This window comes from Scytonema sp. UIC 10036 (genome assembly GCF_009725235.1).
The window spans coordinates 24,227-41,727 of the sequence record NZ_WJFC01000018.1 but is presented as its reverse complement, the minus strand read 5'-3'; the positions used below and the strand labels follow the sequence as shown (position 1 = coordinate 41,727).

The 17,501-nt window shown below is 39.9% G+C and carries 15 protein-coding genes; 6 read left to right on the top strand and 9 right to left on the bottom strand.

The features are described 5' to 3' along the window. The first annotated feature begins 190 nt into the window (after nucleotides 1-190). The 6 genes from F7734_RS11140 to F7734_RS11125 all read left to right on the top strand — a co-directional run bounded on the left by F7734_RS11140 (nucleotide 191) and on the right by F7734_RS11125 (nucleotide 10,214). A complete protein-coding gene (locus F7734_RS11140; RefSeq protein ID WP_155744712.1) occupies nucleotides 191-1,000 on the top strand; it encodes an SDR family oxidoreductase in 810 nt (269 codons plus the stop codon). A 570-nt stretch (nucleotides 1,001-1,570) separates the two neighbouring features. Then, nucleotides 1,571-1,702, top strand: coding sequence for a hypothetical protein (locus tag F7734_RS65205; RefSeq protein ID WP_279239694.1), 132 nt, complete (start codon nucleotides 1,571-1,573; stop codon nucleotides 1,700-1,702). Further along, complete coding sequence (locus F7734_RS60640; protein WP_166481843.1) at nucleotides 1,681-1,833, top strand: hypothetical protein; 153 nt, start codon at nucleotides 1,681-1,683, stop codon at nucleotides 1,831-1,833. Before F7734_RS65205 ends, F7734_RS60640 begins: the two co-directional genes overlap by 22 nt. A 915-nt stretch (nucleotides 1,834-2,748) precedes the next feature. After that, nucleotides 2,749-8,613 (top strand): DUF4433 domain-containing protein, encoded by a 5,865-nt coding sequence (locus F7734_RS11135; RefSeq protein WP_155744711.1) that lies wholly within the window; start codon nucleotides 2,749-2,751, stop codon nucleotides 8,611-8,613. After that, nucleotides 8,594-9,274 carry a macro domain-containing protein gene (locus tag F7734_RS11130; protein WP_155744710.1) on the top strand — a complete coding sequence of 227 codons (681 nt, stop codon included), beginning with the start codon at nucleotides 8,594-8,596 and terminating at the stop codon, nucleotides 9,272-9,274. Before F7734_RS11135 ends, F7734_RS11130 begins: the two co-directional genes overlap by 20 nt. Before the next feature lie 274 nt (nucleotides 9,275-9,548). Then, nucleotides 9,549-10,214, top strand: coding sequence for a helix-turn-helix transcriptional regulator (locus F7734_RS11125; protein WP_155744709.1), 666 nt, complete (start codon nucleotides 9,549-9,551; stop codon nucleotides 10,212-10,214). A 548-nt stretch (nucleotides 10,215-10,762) separates the two neighbouring features. Here the strand turns inward: F7734_RS11125 and F7734_RS63330 are convergent. The 9 genes from F7734_RS63330 to F7734_RS11085 all read right to left on the bottom strand — a co-directional run bounded on the left by F7734_RS63330 (nucleotide 10,763) and on the right by F7734_RS11085 (nucleotide 17,050). Continuing rightward, on the bottom strand, nucleotides 10,763-11,344 hold the full coding sequence (locus F7734_RS63330; protein WP_243146809.1) for an SH3 domain-containing protein: 582 nt from the start codon (nucleotides 11,342-11,344) through the stop codon (nucleotides 10,763-10,765). 130 nt (nucleotides 11,345-11,474) lie between these two features. After that, nucleotides 11,475-11,666, bottom strand: a complete 192-nt coding sequence (locus tag F7734_RS11115) for a plasmid stabilization protein (protein ID WP_155744708.1) — start codon at nucleotides 11,664-11,666, stop codon at nucleotides 11,475-11,477. Beyond that, complete coding sequence (locus F7734_RS11110) at nucleotides 11,663-11,878, bottom strand: hypothetical protein (protein ID WP_155744707.1); 216 nt, start codon at nucleotides 11,876-11,878, stop codon at nucleotides 11,663-11,665. Before F7734_RS11110 ends, F7734_RS11115 begins: the two co-directional genes overlap by 4 nt. Nucleotides 11,879-12,142: 264 nt before the next feature. Continuing rightward, nucleotides 12,143-12,625: a hypothetical protein gene (locus F7734_RS61855; RefSeq protein WP_207714074.1), complete on the bottom strand. Its 483-nt coding sequence runs from the start codon at nucleotides 12,623-12,625 to the stop codon at nucleotides 12,143-12,145. 15 nt (nucleotides 12,626-12,640) lie between these two features. Continuing rightward, nucleotides 12,641-14,323 carry a caspase family protein gene (locus F7734_RS11105; protein WP_207714073.1) on the bottom strand — a complete coding sequence of 561 codons (1,683 nt, stop codon included), beginning with the start codon at nucleotides 14,321-14,323 and terminating at the stop codon, nucleotides 12,641-12,643. Nucleotides 14,324-14,439: 116 nt separating this feature from the next. Continuing rightward, nucleotides 14,440-15,096, bottom strand: coding sequence for a hypothetical protein (locus F7734_RS11100; protein ID WP_155744706.1), 657 nt, complete (start codon nucleotides 15,094-15,096; stop codon nucleotides 14,440-14,442). Between the two features lie 504 nt (nucleotides 15,097-15,600). Further along, nucleotides 15,601-15,756 (bottom strand): hypothetical protein, encoded by a 156-nt coding sequence (locus F7734_RS63325; RefSeq protein WP_243146808.1) that lies wholly within the window; start codon nucleotides 15,754-15,756, stop codon nucleotides 15,601-15,603. A 244-nt stretch (nucleotides 15,757-16,000) separates the two neighbouring features. Continuing rightward, on the bottom strand, nucleotides 16,001-16,333 hold the full coding sequence (locus F7734_RS11090; protein ID WP_155744705.1) for a hypothetical protein: 333 nt from the start codon (nucleotides 16,331-16,333) through the stop codon (nucleotides 16,001-16,003). A 12-nt stretch (nucleotides 16,334-16,345) separates the two neighbouring features. After that, a complete protein-coding gene (locus tag F7734_RS11085) occupies nucleotides 16,346-17,050 on the bottom strand; it encodes a cadmium resistance transporter (RefSeq protein WP_155744704.1) in 705 nt (234 codons plus the stop codon). Nucleotides 17,051-17,501: the final 451 nt, after the last annotated feature.

The window sequence follows — 17,501 nt, the reverse complement described above, 5'->3', positions numbered from 1 at the left end:
TAGATCTATCCTCTTCGATTTGTGAAATACAAGTAGGGTGGACAATTCCCACCACTGAGGCTTTTGGAGGGTAATATACACCCAACAGCACTTAAAATTTTTCACGAATCATCTAGGCTAGCTACAGTCTCTGCACGTAGACAGAGACAATAAAGGAGTACTTGAAAAATCAGGAAATGTTATTAATAAAATGACACAGTTATTAGACAAAGTTGTATGGATAACTGGTGCTTCTTCAGGTATAGGAGAAGCACTAACTTATGAGATAGCAAAACAAGGGGCTAAAATTATTTTGTCGTCACGCAGAGAAAATGAATTACATAGAGTCAAAAATAATTGTCTTGGAGAATCCGATAATTATAAAGTTCTTCCTCTTGATTTAAATAAAGCAGAAACATGGAAATCATCTGCCGAACAAGCCGAAAGCTTTTTTGGAAGAGTCGATATTCTCATTAATAATGGAGGAATTAGCCAGCGATCTCTTGCCACTAAAACCAGTATAGAGGTTGAAAGAGAAATTATGGAAGTCAATTTCTTTTCTGCGATCGCATTAACAAAATATATTTTGCCAGGAATGATAGCCAGACAATCGGGACATCTTATTGCTATCAGCAGTCTTGTGGGAAAATTTGGTACACCATTTCGTTCCACATATGCTGCTTCCAAACACGCATTGCATGGGTATTTTGATTCTTTAAGAGCAGAAGTTTGGAAAGAAAACATACAAGTTACGATAATTTGCCCTGGCTATATTCAAACCAATGTCTCGCTCAACGCATTAACAGAAACAGGAGATAAATATAATATAATGGACAAAAACCAAGCAAAAGGATTACCCGCTTCTCAATGTGCCAAAGCAATAGTCAAAGCTATTCAATCAAATAAAGAAGAAATTTATATTGGTGGTACAGAAATCGCCGGAGTGTATCTCAAGCGATTTTTTCCCAATTTATTGTCAAAAATTGTACGTCGAATCAAACCCTATCATAAGGGTTTTTAATAAGAACCTCAGCCTGTAGCAGCCTGTAGCAGATGAATCTGTACAGCATCCTTACTACATTTCTAACCTTAGAGGGGTTGGGTAATATCCTTGAACGGTTATCATTCCAGTAAAAGAATCTGTGGAAACCTAATACAATTGCTCAGCGACAGGAGAAGGTTAATGAAATTGTCAACCCTTCCCCAGAATTTTTTACTGGCGATTGTACTGCTATCAAGCACGTTAATGGTGTCAAGCAGTCAGACGCAAGCACAAAACTCCAACTCTCAACCCTCTCAACTTATAGCCTTTCTCCGTCTAATGAGGTACACCCCCCTTTCATCCCCCCTTGGTAAGGGGGGACAGAGGGGGGTAATTTTTGTACCTCACTAGGTTGGAATTTGCTGTAACTCAGTTTCTGCATCTCAAGCTCAAGTCACACGTAAAGATTTTAAAACAAATGTTAGAAGTGACAGGAGAAGGTGGCACTTCTTGCAGTGAAAGGTTGGGATTAAGTAAACTCAACTTCATGAAAGAATTGTAAATGAGATTTTAGCACTAGGAAAGAGCTATTTACCTTGCCATAGCAAAATGAGCGGCTTTCGAGCTATTGCTGCTCAGTTCGAGCGCAAATTAGAACTGATAGAACGGGCTTTCGATCTCAGTGCTGCAACTGCTGAAGATATTAAAGAGCTAAAAGCTTGGTTCTTAGAAATTGCTTAGAGCTAAAAATATCACAACACTTAGGTAATGAAGGTGTGGGTTCTACAGACCAAGCATGGCTGCTATCTACAGGAGTAGGGCGAAACTTGTCCTGCGTGTTTGAATTCTGCGATCGCACCTTCTACGTATAGCTCCAAACGAAACACTATTATAAATTACATTACTCTTTCTGTATTCAGGGCATCTGTACTTAGGGAAAAGTCAAGTTTTCGATCAAATAAACCTAATATTACGGTGAATGGTAAAGATTTGAAAAAGATTCTTTTTACTATGACGCCTACTTCGGGCTTTAGTTTGTCTCTAGTAGATTCCGAGGGATGACGTTTTTACAGCCTGACGGATAGCATATAACTTGATATATAACTCACTACTTATGTAGTAAATTTTCAGTGTTTTATTAAACCCACAACGGGTAAAGACTCTATTTCATTTAAAAACAACGTTAAGAGGTGCATCTATGATGGGACAGTGGATAGATTTTTAACTTTAGTTTGACATTAAGCATATACCTAATAAAAAGAGCAACAATGATTTATGGCAGGTTACAAAACTCCACCTGGAACAATTGTCAATAATATTAAAAGCCTTTTAAGAGAGAGGTAACTGTCTTAGCGATATATTAAGGACAGACTTATCCAGTCAAAAAGTTTCTCAAAGCATCATAGAGGAAATTATCGAGCAAATTAGCGATCCAGTAGCTGTTTTTAATAATCTGCAAAATACTCCGTTATTTTTGGGCTTCAATCTATGTCAGAGAAAAATCTATATTTACACGTACTTACGATTGCAAAAATTACATCAAAGAAATTTACTGTTTAAGGTTAAGGTAAACGGGCAAACATCGATTGCTAACGCTTTACAAGAAGCATTACCTAACTGTGAGTTGATTTTTATTAATGACAGACTTGCGAGAGCCTTAGAGAGACTTCCTTCTATGAACGGTATACCTAGGTGTGAATTTAAAAGCTGCTTGCAACTTCTGTCCACAAAACCAAATCTGGCAAGTTCTGAAAATCGAGTTAATCTTTTAAGGGAGTTAATAAATCATGTCTAAGGAACTGCGGTATTTGTTGCATGGAAATCAACAGAAGTATGAAGACATTACGACTTCTTTGTATATCACTTCCTCTGAAAGTACACTGTGGCAGAAAATCGGCGAGCAGGTTTTACAAAGAAAAGGAGAGGCTTGGCGCTTGCTCGATTCTATATTAGTTGAGCATATTCCTACAGCTAAACGTCAAAGTCTGGGGATTACGACTTTACAACCCGAACGAGTTGTTGATTTGATTCGAGAATTAGGTTCGGACTGTGTAGATGGTCATTTACTAGAACCATCCGAACGATATGAGTTATTGCGCCACATCAACCAAAGACCGACTAATGAAGACTTATGGAAGGCATTACAAGTACATGAAGCAACCAACGGGCAGCTTGTCCGCATTGAAGCAGATAAGATGTATTTGGAAAACCAAGGCTTTTCTCTTGATGAGCGACTTCAGAATTATGTCGTTTTGATTCGAGAGAACAAGCAAGAGATCGTTCAAGATTGGATTCCACGTTGGACTCCCCAAAGAGCGATCGCTACAATTTTCAAGCTCTCTAATCCTCACGAATACTGGGAATTGATTTTAGATGCACTGCAAAGGATGTCATCTCAAGAAAGAGAATCATGGAGGTCAAAGCTACAAAGTACAAGTTGGTTACCAGGTCGAGGTGGGGGAATCAGCCCACAAGATGTTATAAAATTGCCAGACAATCTAGAGAGACACGAGCAAGCGATCGCCACTTTAGATAGCACAAAAAATCCTGAAAGGATTCTGCCGAATTCCGTTCGGACTAGTAGCGCATATGCTTGGGTTACCCAGTTATTTACTTATTGGAATGTAGAAACTGTCATTAGAAAGGTATTGGCTCAAGCTGAGAAATCGCTCAACTATTGGAGCCGCTTCTCTGTTGTTATTTTAGACGCCATTCAAGATTTGGAAATTCAAAAAGACCTAGAGCAATTACTCAAGACAGAGAAATGGTTGTTCTTAGGAGACAAGCACATTGCACCAGAGCAAGTTATCGAGATACCCAAAGAACTCAAGCAGCATTTAACTGCCCTAGTTGATTTAAGCCCTGATGAGTATACGGAATATTCCCGGCTTCCAGTTGAAATCAAAAATCATGAGAACTTCAAAACATTAAGTAAGCTCTTTTGTCGGTGGTCTGAGAACGATATCATTTCTTTGATTTTGAAACAGCACCAGCCTCACGACTATCTGCATATTACTCTCGATATCTTAAATTATCTTTTCAGCAATTCTCGGCGTCTCAATACTAACAATGATAGTAGTCTTAGAAAAACTGCATGGCTTGCAGACGAACAAGGGAAAGCTGTATGTCCTCACAATGTTCTTTACTACTCATCCATAACATATGAAATTGAAGATTTACTTCTAGCAGTTCCTTCTACATACATTGCTTCTTCACAGTTAGCAACCTCAATCAGCGAGCATGAAAACTGCTGGCAATGGTTGACTCAAGAGTTATTTGTGACTCAAGATGAAGTTTTAGCCAGAGTTGGGGAATTGCTCAAACAGGCTCCAGAGTATCAACTAGGAGAATTTAAGCTTGACGAATATCTTCTAGAAGATGTCTATCAGGTATTTAACAAGCTTGATGTTAGTTTTTTATCAATATGCAATTTGGCTAAAAAAATTAATATAGAAAATTTTAAGAAATATCTACTGCCAAACTTACTAGGCAAGATTGATGAAAAAAAACTTGTGAAGTTATTTCTAACTCTTGCTTCTACCAGTTCTCAACCAGAGGAAAGCATTCTTAAGGTTTTCAATTGTTATCTTGAATTAGCTGTTAGGTACAATACGTTTCAACAGATTCTAGAAAAAATTCGTCTACTAAACCGTAACCGCCAATGGCAGGCTTCTGCCCAACTGACTTGGGGTAGTATGGACAATATCGATCCTGCTTCTGTTTTAGACAACACGCAAGCAGAAATTATAAGTTCTTATCTGAACTTGTTACCGAAAACCAATTTGACTGCCTTATCAACTTTAACATCAGCAGTAGAAGAAACAAATTATAGCGTGCTCAAAAAATACTTCCATGATTGGTATCGGCATTGCCCTTCAGAACCAATTGGTGCGTTTTTATGTTTGCTGTATGGTGGTGAAGGTAATGTCAAGCATCTCGCTCGCGGTTATTTGGGTAAACGAGATTTAGGCAATATACGTCAGAGGATTTTTGAAGATAAACCAATACCAAATCGTGTTTTTCGGATTCATGTAGGTCAAGCAAGCGATCGCGTCAGAGATGTACAATCTTTGTTAGGACAAACTTTTAAAGTTAGCCTTGCCAACACAAAACGTCCTTCCCATCTTTTCGTTAGTAAACTTGCACCTGATGTTACAGACTTAGAACTCATACCCATTCAACCTCAAGAGTTTGCTTCATCAGACTTAGTTCAACTATTGGAAGACTCTACAAGAGTACTGTTAAAAGATGTTTATAGATTAACTCCCTCTTCACTCGATGAGATTTGGGAGGATTTGCTTCTGTCAGATCAGCTTGATATTCAAGTTGCAAAAAACTTTTTGCTAGAAGGTGCTCCATACGTGATGAGGATGTTAGGGGTACACGAGCGGAGTCGTGCAATCAATAGCATCTTAACACGTTGGGATAGCTTGCGCCATTTGAGGGCAGAACTGAGACAGCAAAAAAAATCTACAGAGAAGAGCGAGCAGCAAATTGAAAATCTTATTTCTGAGCTATCCAATTTACTAGAAGGTGAGTCTTCTGACAGCGAGCAGTTGCGAGAGCAATTATGGCAGGCTGTGCGAGCAAAGATAGAACAGCAAGGCTACCGTTTGCAAAGTATTGCCTTTGAGTTATTTCAAAATGCAGATGACGCGGTAGTCGAATGGATGGAAATGTCAAGAACAAAGAACTTGGAGGAAAAGAGAAAGCAGTTTATTATAGTATGCTCTGAAAACAAGCTCTTATTTATCCATGCTGGTAGACCGATTGGTTGTTTTCAACATCATAACCATCCTGAAATACAATATCACGATAAGGGGTTCGATCGCGACTTAGAGAAAATGCTGACTTTCAACATTTCCGACAAAGGAGATGGTGTAACGGGCAAATTTGGGTTGGGCTTTAAAAGCATTTATCTTGCTTGCAGGCAACCTTGCGTGCTTAGTAAGAATTTAGGATTCTCTGTTGCAGGTGGGCTGATACCATCACGGCTTAATCACGAAAAAACTAACGAACTCAGAGAATACTTACAGCATTATATTGAGTTACCCGATGCAACGATTGTAGAATTAGCTCTTGAGCAGAAGAGATATGTCCAAGATGTAGTAAAAGATTTTCAAGAGCTTATTAGCATTTTATTAGTTTTTGCAAAAGGAATAAAAACTTGTAGATTTATTAACCAACAGCATCTAGAAGAGCGTTTATCTTGGAATCCATCTCCTGTCTTAAATGTTCCTGGAGTAGAAACAAGTAAATGTCGCAGGGCAAGTGACGATCGAGAATCAATACTGCTATGTTTTAAACTTCCGGGCGAAGACGCTTCGTTGCTTTTGGGTATTTTTGAGCAAAACGGTCGTCTCTATCCTGCGCTTCCTAAAGATACTCCAACTTTTTGGGTAACAGCACCCACACGAGAACAACTTTTCCTTGGTTTTGTATTGAATGCTGACTTAGATATTACTCCAGGGCGAGAAAGCTTAGTGAAATCATCTACTCGCAATCGGCACTTAGCACAACGTATAGGGCAGGGATTAGGAGAAGTTCTTCATAACCTTAAGCGTGCGAGTGAAGACAACTGGCAGGCACTGGCAGCAACATTGGGTATTCCAAATATTGATAAGTACGAGTTTTGGAGCTTCTTATGGAATACTTTGGCAGTTAGCTGGCAACAGAAAGACCAAAGCGAGGGAATTGACATTATCCGTAATATGTTGACAGGCGATCGCGCTATGGGTTATTTGATTACTCACTGTCAGTCTCTACCCAGTGGCTTGTACGGTTACCATCGTCAACTCATCTCGCTTGATAATGTTAAATATAGAGTCACAGGCAAACTCTTAGAGCAAAGTTGTTTTTTAAAAGTTGCGAACTGGTCTAATTTTCAACAACAGTATCAGGGTAACCTCATTGCGCGTGAGAGATGGGAAGAAGTCAAGAAACTTTTAGAAGCAGCTTTTGATGAACGGCGTTATACCGTCAGAGACTTGCAGCTACTCGACGTTTTGAAAAACGAAATAGGAATGGATGAACCAAAGGTGACACCATACAAGGCTAGTTATATTGGCGAACTTATTTCAAAAGAATTTTTTAATGGCTTCAGTATAACCTCAGAACTCAGTCATCTGCAAAGCTTTTTAGAAACAGTTCGCTTTTTATCTGAGGCTGGTACTTATCTACCATCTCAGAAATTGTTGGACAGCCAATCCAATACTATTGAGGAAAATTTGTTAGTTAGGTTTGCTCCAGACGATCGCATTCTTCACTCTGACTATAACGAGGCATCTCTCAATTTCTTTTATGCTTGTCGATTGAGGAGAGACAGTATTTCCAAAGATGAAATTGTTATGTGGGCGTTACAAGCACAAACTGACGAACAGCGCCAAGCGGTGTATATTTACCTTTTACGAGGAGAAAAACGAGAAGAAATAGCTCCTATTTTGTATTGTAATCGTGAAGGTTCCTGGTTTGGCAGCGAGCGACGGATAATAGACATCCTCGAATACATGGTATTGATAGTCATTGAACGAGAAAAAGTTCTTCTTTCTCCAGAACCTTCCAAAGAGACATCTAGAGAAAATGAAGAGATAGAGGAGTATAATCCTTTCTTAGAAATTCAATCAACTTGCACTCGTAATGATTTTTCTGTAGAGCGATCGCAACAAGAACAGGAAGCATTTGCGCGTGTGCTTCTAGACGGGCTTAATCGCCAATCTTCTTCTTGGAAGGGATATATTTATCACTTTACCCACATTGAGAATGCTGTTTCAATTCTTCAAGGTGAACGCTTGCTAGCAAGGAACAAGTGCAATAATTTTCGAGATTCGGCGGGCGCAAGCTTGATTGCCCATACTAGTAAAGATGTAAAAGATTTTGCACGCTTCTATTTTCGCCCCAAAACTCCTACTCAATGGCATAACGAATCACTAGGTAAGCGAAAAGGAAACATTTATGCTCTGTGTCCCGTACCAATTTTCTTCCGCGTAAATCTTGAACGAGTACTGGAAACACATGGTGGTAAATGTGGTATTAGTAATGGAAACCTTGCTGCTTCAGGCTCTCATTACGGCAATAGTGTAGATTTTTTGAAAGAGTATTTTGATTTTAATCACGTTTACTCTACATTACAGCAAGTTGGTAAAGACACTTATTTGAGAGCATCTCAACAAGAATTTATTATTCATCATTACCTTGACTTTACTAAGCTAAATTTAGAGGACATAAGCCTTATCTGTCGAAACACGCATGATAAGCAGCTTTTACTACATCTTATGGGTAGAGATTCCAAATACGCCCACAGAGTTTTTGAAGAAAAGGATATATTAGATAAAAATTTATTTTATCATGAAAATCCTCATATAAAAATTACAAATCATGGTCAATATTTTGAGGTGGAAATTGAGAAATATGGAAGTTCGGTCAATGCGATCGAGGGTGAATTATATCTTAAATTTACTCAAGAAACCCTGTTAAATCGTGAAATTAGTTCTAAATTTCATGACATCTCTAAAGTTTTGCTAGGGGAATCAACCTCTGTCACAGCTTTCCGTAATATTCAGCTACAATATAAGCCAAATACTCGGATGAGCGTTTATTTTAAAGAATATGGAAAAAATTGGTTAATATACACTAATGAGCCTCGAAATCATTAAGGGAAACTTATTTACCTCCAAGTGCCAAACAATTGTAAACACTATCAACTGTGTAGGAGTAATGGGAGCAGGTATCGCATTAGAATTTCGTTTGAGATATCCAGAAATGTATGAGCGTTATGTAGAACTTTGTAAGAAAAACCTCATTGATATTGGTAAGCTGTGGCTATATAAATCCGAGGAGCAATGGATTCTTAATTTTCCCACTAAAAAGCATTGGAAACAACCTTCAGAGGTGATATTTCTTGAATTAGGTTTGCAAAAATTTGTAGACACATATGTGGAAAAGGGAATTACCTCAATCGCTTTTCCACTTCTTGGAACTCAAAATGGAGGTATTCCTGAAGAAAAATCGCTAGAAGTTATGAAAAAATATCTTGAACAATGTGACCTACCTATCGAAATATACATCTACAATCCCGACTCACCCGATAACATCTTTACTGAAATCAAATCTACTTTCTTCTCACTTTCAGAAGAAGAGCTTACAGAAGTAACTGGTTTGGGAAAGGCTTACCTGAAAAAAGTTAAGAAGGTGATGGAAGATGAGCACATATGCAGCTTATCTAGATTTTTATCAACCAAGGGTATAGGGGTCACTACAGTAGAAAAGACTTTGTTAGTTCTAAAAAATAGAAAAATACAGGAAGGATTAAATTAATTTAATAAATACTAGTAAATGTATTGAATAATCTAGAGCACCGAATACATTAATCTTAAAAAAAGATGTTTTTCGTAAAGATGCTTCAAACAGTGCATCTCTATACTACTAACCAAATATCAAGCTTTACAGCAGTCGGGGAGCGTGTTATGGCGTGTCTGAAGCGAGATTCTCAACGACTCTAAACGATACCACAGACACGTTTGTCAAGTTAAACTTGACAATTTTTTTGATTGTGATGTAAAGTAATACTTGACAGCCGACCAATAAAGCCATGAAAAACCGACTGAAAGAACTTCGACAACTGCACCAGTGGTCGCAATCTGACCTCGCCAGAGAATTAGGAGTTAGTCGTCAGGCAGTCAATGGTTTTGAATCCGGCAAGTTCGATCCCAGCCTTGACATGGCTTTCAAAATTGCCAGCCTGTTCAATGTTGCTATCGAAGACGTTTTCATTTATGAGGCAAAGAATTCCATGCAAACACTAGCTGAACGAGTCAAAAACTTCTTTGGTTTCGAGTTCGGTTTTGAGCGGTTTACTGAAAAAGCAATCAATGCACTCAATTTTGCCAGAAATGAGGCAACGCGATCGCAGAACTCACAAGTTGAGCCAGAACACCTGCTTGCTGGCTTGTTAGCCGATCCAACGACAACAAGTGCTCGTTTACTTCGAGCCAATGGCTGCCTGGTTTCTATTGAAACCGATGAACATTCTTTTGAGATCCGTGAGAATACAAAATTCAGCCCACAAAGTAAATTCGTGCTAGAACTTGCCTTGCAAGTTGTTCGGCTTCAGGGTAAAAAGTCGATTGGGACTGAACACCTGTTGTGGGGTTTAACTCGGCTGGTGGAGACAGACAAAACTGCTTTGAGTGACTTGTTGAAGCGTTACGAAATCGATCTTGAAGCCCTAAATAAGCAACTTGCACAAACAGTTTAATTCAGAACCCCTTCCTAATATTCCTACTGCGGTGTGTTTTCATACAGTCAGAGAAAAATTATCAACTCTTATTTCTCTGTTCGCTGCCTGTTGATACGTCATGAAGAGCAAACGACAGTTCAAGACTTTCAGATTATTCTTCCGTGGTATGAAACCAGCCTGCTCCCTAATATTCCTACTAAGATAGTAGAGCCTCCGAAAACCACTGCACCCAAATAAAAACCCTATCAGCTTGTCGCGTCAAGGGGTAGTTTAGCAATTGTGTGGTAAGAGAGAAATAGTTCTCATTAAGTTATAGGTAGAAATCAAGCCTACTTATGCACCACAATGGGAGCATCCCGTTTTGGAACATTGCCCTCAGAATAGAATTCACCGACGGCAGGCGCTTCAACTCTGGGAACCAGAGCAACGCGCTGCCTCGGCTATACAAACCAAGTCCGCCTACGCGGACTTAGTCTGTATAAACGCGATTACGAACATCGCAGGCGTGTTTTTTCCAAATTGGGTGCTCGCCACCACAATAAGATGATGCGCTTTCATTTTTAAGCTCAGTCAATAGGTTCTTGAGTACAACGCAAATAACTTGAATTTACCCAACCCTGTAAACCCTTAACTCTGGCATTCGGACCTTGCTCAACTTCAACATAAGCCCAATTTCCTTGCTCTCGAATGACACGAACGGTGTTGCCATTGTTTAATCCGGCTTTTGATTTGCCTCCGGGAGAAAAGCGCACTGCAAGTTGTCCTGTTTGAATGCCCTTGACATCACACCAAGTTATCCACTTCAAGTCAACTATAGGTACAAGTTCGCTGCTAAAAATACGGCGATCGCCTTTAAGAATATTCAGACGCATATTTCCTTCTTGGTTCTCACGCCAGGACACTGCGTAAGTATATTCTCCATTAAACCAGAGCTTACCTCTGTATCCGTCATCACGTACAGATTGTGAGCCTTGAAGTTTGATGCAGCGATTGCGGCTGTCACATCCTTGATAAGAATCATCACTACCTAAAGTGATGGTAAATTCTCCTGCCTTGTATTTCGTTGTTTCTTGAGCAAGTCCAGGATTGACAATAGATGTTGCAGCAATTGCAAAAATGCTTGTGATGGCAGTTAATTTCAAATTCATAGTTGGAGTTGAGAAATATATAAGTTTATACCCCAACATAGAGCGTACTTCATGCTAAGATGAAGCCTTATAAAAGTTCCAACTATCTTGGAATCCTATTCTAGATATAAATAAAAGAGCAGTTTTAGAGTTAACTACAAGCAATTGATGATGACCAGATATTTGATAAATCGCCTTTGAGCTTGTGAGTATGTAAACTAGGATGAAAGGGATCTTCAGCTAACTGGCGTAATATTTGTTCAATTAGGGGTCTCAGATTTGGGTTTTTACGCATTAGACGTTTAAAAGCACGAAGCGATTTGGGAGTCCAACCGATTTTCATAATTGATCTAATTCTGCTAAAAATTGATCGACTGACCCAAATTTTACGTTTCCTTCAGCAAATTCTTGTTTAATTTCGCGAACTTCTTGGTATAAGTTAGTTCTTCGCCGTTCAAGTAGTCGTTTTTGCAGGATATCGAGCAAGATTTCTTGATCTTCTATTGGTAAACTTTCTACTGATTCAATAGCTTGTTGAAGTGCTGAGGTTTTCATAGCGCTCAAGGTGATTTAAGTTTGCTTCCTATTGTATTTTTATTTGTTGGGTATCATTCCCGTAGATTTTGACTGGGTTGAGTTGGATTCATAGGTTGGGTGGTATTTAATTGCTTTAATACCTGCAACCGAGAAGAGCGGCTACTAATGCCCCAAATATCTTAAAAATCACCATTTCAGTGGGTTCTTTTCGAGAAAATTTTTGGTATTATTGACTCCAGTATTTACTACTTCAGGACTTGTAGTTACAAAGTCAGATGTGTTTTATAGGGCTTGAAGCAGCGCCTGAGAGAGTGCGTTTAATCCTGCTGGCTTGGTAAAGTAACCGAAGCGATCGCAACCTACTTCTTGAATTTGTGGTTGTGGATTTCTTTCCATGTTGACGCTTTTCATACTTTGTACTGTAACGGCAATGTCATTAGGTTGACTGAAAAAGGGCACCGCTACGGCTTTATGAAATAATTTTTGCATGAGCCGTTCTAGGGAACTTGAAGTTTGGTTAGCTTCTGCTTTTAGGGCGGCGCGAATAACACATGTATTTCCAGCAATAATTGAGTACGGTATTTTGGGGTCAGGGCTAGCTGCTAATTTTTGCAAGAACTCAGAACCGGGATGCATCTGGTTTATGGAAATATTAACAGTTTCAATCCCATCGGCAAATTTGTTAATTGCCTTGAGCAACATCCCGATTGCTGGTGCTGCTGGATAAATTGGATTTCCTCGATTCACCCATGCTTCATCTCCCACTTGTCCGCTTGGTTGTCACCAAATTCCTCCTCCATCTAACAACTCAGCTGTGACTGCATAGCGATCGTTCAAATCAAGCAGGGCGCAATAAAGTGGTTCTTGAGTGGTATTTTTCAGCTTAATTTTGAATGTGGGCTGTCTCCACTTGCCATTTTCTTGTTGATATTCTAAGCGCATTTGAAGATCGGACAATGGTTGCCCATTTTGCTGGTAAATCAGCATTTCTACGGCATCGGGACGAATCCGGCTGGTGGCTGGGCTGGAAAGTTCAGCGATATTCATCCAACGGGTAATGTGTTCTAATCGCTGAATCGCCTGCAAACTGGTGGTGTTGGTGTAACCTGAAATAGAAGCAACTAAGGGACGGTCATCTGCTGGTCGTGTAATTAAATATTTACCATCACGGGCAAGTAATTTAAACTCGGCAGTTTCAGGTGTTGCTACTTCCCGGACGTAAAGTGAGGGTCGATCGCGTGCAGCAGTGAGCAGGGTGGCACGAGCTAATTCTACCCCTGCAAGTTCTCCTTCTAAGAGAACTCCTTTGGGTGGTAGAGGCAGACTGGTGACCACTGCTTTTAACGTCATTTCCGGATTTAAATCCCCGATGCCACTTATTCTTACTTGACTTAATTGCGGCATCACTTCCAAGATTGTTGCTTCACCTATTGCCGTTGACAATTGGCGAAGTTCCTCTGTGGGTGTGTCAAAGGGAAATAATGCAAGTATCGTTGTCTCATCCCCAACTGGTTGAGAAATGCCATGAACCGCACCGCCATCGATCGCCCAGCCGTAGTTTCGATCGTAAAAGACAGTAAAGTAGGGTGTACGGTGAGCGATCGCACCTCCCAAAAAAGGTTGGTCTAAGTCACTCAACTCCGTGGCTTCGATTTGTGGAGATTGTGCATCAACTTGACTGCGAACTAGGGCATTGGTACGCTTAAATAAATCTTTATAACTTAAGCTGCCATTGGCTTTCTTTAAGGTATCTAGTAAAAAGTAAGAAAATGCTCCCCTTGCTTCCCCATCCACGTAGTATTCTTTCGCTGTTTCACTATCCCGACAAGCAGCCAGGACGATATGTTTTCCTTTTGGGAAGTTCCAACCACTGGGATTGTTTTCCGGGCTAAGGGTAGGTGAAAGTTTATCGGCTTCACTCAAGGAGAAAATAAAACTATCCAACGGGCGCTTGCGTTTATCGGTAGAAGTTTTACGAATTGCTGTTTCTCCTTCTAGATCGCCACGGGTGCCAGAACCGGAGTGACAGCAGTCTAAAATGATGGCAACGTGGGTTTTTTCGGCTACCTCAGCGATTAGCTTTGCTAACTCCTTATCTGCCAAGTCCCACCCTCCCAAACAGCGACTGTCATAGCAGACTAAAGTTTCATCCAGTCGATCTGGCTCGATAGCCCAAAACTCTTGTGGTGCTTGCTCTTGGCTACCATGCCCTGCATAGTAAAAGAAGGCAACATCTTCGTTCCTGGCTTGACACAAATGCTGCCTAAAACCATCAATAACAGCCTGACGGGTAGCATCTTGATTTAAAAGCGTGCGAATATGAAGTTGATATCCATCTGTAGTGACCCGTCCTTGTAAATATTCTTGTACTGCCAGAATGTCGTTCACACAACCATTTAAAGGCGGAACAGGCTCAATGTATTCATCAATACCTACTAGCAGAGCATAGATACTACGGCTCATATATTATACTTGTTTATGCAAACGTGATACTAAACTCGCAATTCTAGATGATGGCAAATACGAAGCTATCAAGAGTGAAATTGAGTTCATTAACTGCGATCGTGTAAAGCTTTTTATCAGAAAAATCTCCGCTTGTAAAAGCGTCGATGGAACTCATAAGCAGCTCCAATTGCACCTACCCCAATTAGAGCAATGTTAGCACTAGCTTCTGGAACTCTCTGGGGAATTTGAAACGAACCCCTCAAGAAAGCTTTTCCTTTTAAGGGACCAGCAGTTGGATCTTGATCGAGTGACTCAGTTTCGGTAAAGCTGAATGTACCAGTAGCACCAATAAATCTACCAGAGCCACCAGTTATAGTTATGGTCCCAGAACCATTTAACGAGTTGGTTGTGAGGTCGATTGCAGCTGTAGCGTTACTACTTCCAAACAGCCGATCTTCACCACTTCCAAAGAACGAGTCGCTACCTATTTCACCCGTTAGACCAAATTGTGCTGGGTTGGAAACAAACGTGAATACGCCTGTAGCTGGATTAAACTGACTGTAGTTATTGATACTTGTGAAGTTAGTTAAACCATATGGGGCATTAGGATTAAAGCCTATGACAGTTGCTTTTGAGATAAGGGGCGTGAGGGGTTCAAGGGTAACTTCTGTATCATAGAACGTGTCAAACTCAAACGTGGTTTGAGCGATCGCTTTGGCTGTACTCGAAACAACACTCAGTAATGTTAGCACTACTGAAAAAAGCCATGTGGTATTTAAGCGGTATATCATCTACTAACCCCTATTCAAAGTTTTTAGATATGTACAATACTAAATAACGCTGTATAGTTTTTACCTAAAAAAATAGGATTTACTTGGCACTTTATACAATAGCATATTTAGCAAGAATGATAACATTTTTAGGGACAAAACGAGCAATACAGATTGAGCCGTAATGCGAAGCTTATCGCTTGCCTCACCTCTTCTCACTATTGCTTTTTACAAAATTTTATAAGTAGGTGTTGAAAATAAACCTAGTAAGGTAAGTAGTAGGAACCTCATCAAAGGCATCTGGGAACGCTCGTCTCAACTCCAGGTTATAAGACCGCACCACTTAAAAAGTGGTGCGGTCTGGATTTTTATAAAGATTTTCAAATTAATAAATTAAAAGTTATAAACTGTGAGGTTTTGCTAGATTTCAGGCATTGACCTGCCATCAGTTGACCTCGGTTTTATTTGTCTGTAAGTACCTACAAGATGAAATGCCGCTATTCCGTAATTCTGCGAAAATATTTTTCAACCTACCCCAACGGTCGATCGTACTCCAGTCTCATTGCGGCATTCTGCTCGTTTCGTCGCTGTTTCGATGATATTTTTTTGTAACTGTAATTGTGCGAATCGGGTCTGAAGTTCTTCGGGTGTATAGCCTGCTTGCTCTGGAGCATTTTGCACTCTCAACAGTTCATTCAGTCCCTGAGTAACCTCAGCATAGTCCGCACCCTTGGTGAAATTTTTACCCGCCCAAGAAGGCTGAGCGATCGCGCTTGTTCACGATAAACAAAACAGCAACAAGAACAACTTTGATAAACTGCATATTTTTCTCCTTTGTTTGACTTGAGTATGCGTTCTGACCAAAAATTACTTTCAGCTAGGAAATCGCGAATAACAAATAGTTTTAGTTGTTAATTTAATAAATTTAATTTATGAAATCTCCAGCCAATGTTTGAACTTTCTCTTGAAGAGTAGGGAACTTCTCCAGCTTGTTTGGATTCACCCAACGATTGATAAATTCGTTGTTTTTGCGGACTTTGATTTGTACTTGCTTGTTGCTTAACTTCACGACTTCAGCAGGAATTTTGTGAATCTCATTAAAGTCGGCACGAGCTTTGTAAAGCCAAATGACTTTCTGCCCCACTTGAAAATCATCAGCATTGTTACCTAAGGAAGGAGTTTTTGCCCAAGTGGGGAAAGCCATGACTAGGTTCAGTACAAGCACTAACACTACTAAAAAGACTCGAAAAAGTTTCATGTTTTTTAAGAATTACAAACTTTGTGCTTTGAATTTGGTATTTTGAATGATTTTGATAAGCCCCATTAAACTCAGGCAAATAGCGATTAAGGTCATTGGAGTTAGGGAGGCACTATCTAAAATAATAAACACACCCAAGCCTATCAAGACAAACGGTACAAGATTATTACCATAACGGTTTAGGAGATTGGCGATCGCTGGTTTGCAAGTAAGTTTGTACGTCAGAGTACACCAAACCCCAACCAGTAACAAGAAGACTGTAATAATGACCAACAGATCCCCAAAGGTAGAGTGAGCAAACAATGGCATATAAATGCTTACATTGTCACTGCCATTAGCGATGGTAATAGCTGCCACACTATAAGTTTGGGAAGAAAGGAACCCAGCAAAGGGAGAAGAATGAGACAACTCGGTTTCTGACCCACTTTCAGATGATGAATCGCTTTCTGGATTGAGCAGACGATTTAGCCCAATGGAGATCGGAACTAAACCTAGCAACCCAATCCATTGAGATGGGACTACTAAACCTCCCAAAAAACCCACTAGGCTGGCGATCGTGAGAGTACAAAAGCCCAGGTACTGACCAATGACGATATGCCGACGACGGAAAGTTGCATTTACCTGCGAGAATAACAGCGTCAAGATAACTAAATCATCCAAGTTTGTGGCTGTAAAAGCTGTAACTCCAGTAGGGATAGCTGTAACAAATGAGTACATTTCTATTTCTCCTTAATCTTCTTGCTAGTCATGTCTGAACTAGCTGTGGTTATATCTGCAAAGGCTTTTGTTTCAAGAGGCTCTGGGCATTGGCGATCGTCTCATACCATTTTGGATTTTAGATTTTAGATTTTGGATTGAGAAAGTCATGCCTATACTTGATTTCAACCAAGTATCTGTCGTATTTTTTGTTCAAATTGGTATCACTTTCATACTGTTTTCTGCCAGAAATGCCCTCAGCTGAACTATCTTCGTCAAGTGGAAAGGATATGATTTCACCCAAAAAACGGGCTGAATCAAAGCAAATATTCTTTTGTCTCAAAATCTTTAAGAGAGTCTAGAGCCTAACCTAAAAACGTATCAATTCGGTGTAACATAGCGACACTTGTAGCGATAAGCCGGGTACGGCTTGCGCTTCGCGATCGCAGCGATGACAACTGTACTAATGGCT

What these genes read in the sequence shown, in the direction of transcription:
- F7734_RS11125 (WP_155744709.1), top strand. Translation starts at nt 9,549, where the DNA reads ATGAAAAACCGACTGAAAGAACTTCGACAACTGCACCAGTGGTCGCAA.
- F7734_RS65205 (WP_279239694.1), top strand. Translation starts at nt 1,571, where the DNA reads ATGAGCGGCTTTCGAGCTATTGCTGCTCAGTTCGAGCGCAAATTAGAA.
- F7734_RS11140 (WP_155744712.1), top strand. Translation starts at nt 191, where the DNA reads ATGACACAGTTATTAGACAAAGTTGTATGGATAACTGGTGCTTCTTCA.
- F7734_RS11090 (WP_155744705.1), bottom strand. Translation starts at nt 16,333, where the DNA reads ATGAAACTTTTTCGAGTCTTTTTAGTAGTGTTAGTGCTTGTACTGAAC.
- F7734_RS63330 (WP_243146809.1), bottom strand. Translation starts at nt 11,344, where the DNA reads ATGAATTTGAAATTAACTGCCATCACAAGCATTTTTGCAATTGCTGCA.
- F7734_RS11135 (WP_155744711.1), top strand. Translation starts at nt 2,749, where the DNA reads ATGTCTAAGGAACTGCGGTATTTGTTGCATGGAAATCAACAGAAGTAT.
- F7734_RS11115 (WP_155744708.1), bottom strand. Translation starts at nt 11,666, where the DNA reads ATGAAAATCGGTTGGACTCCCAAATCGCTTCGTGCTTTTAAACGTCTA.
- F7734_RS11100 (WP_155744706.1), bottom strand. Translation starts at nt 15,096, where the DNA reads ATGATATACCGCTTAAATACCACATGGCTTTTTTCAGTAGTGCTAACA.
- F7734_RS11110 (WP_155744707.1), bottom strand. Translation starts at nt 11,878, where the DNA reads ATGAAAACCTCAGCACTTCAACAAGCTATTGAATCAGTAGAAAGTTTA.
- F7734_RS11130 (WP_155744710.1), top strand. Translation starts at nt 8,594, where the DNA reads ATGAGCCTCGAAATCATTAAGGGAAACTTATTTACCTCCAAGTGCCAA.
- F7734_RS11105 (WP_207714073.1), bottom strand. Translation starts at nt 14,323, where the DNA reads ATGAGCCGTAGTATCTATGCTCTGCTAGTAGGTATTGATGAATACATT.
- F7734_RS11085 (WP_155744704.1), bottom strand. Translation starts at nt 17,050, where the DNA reads ATGTACTCATTTGTTACAGCTATCCCTACTGGAGTTACAGCTTTTACA.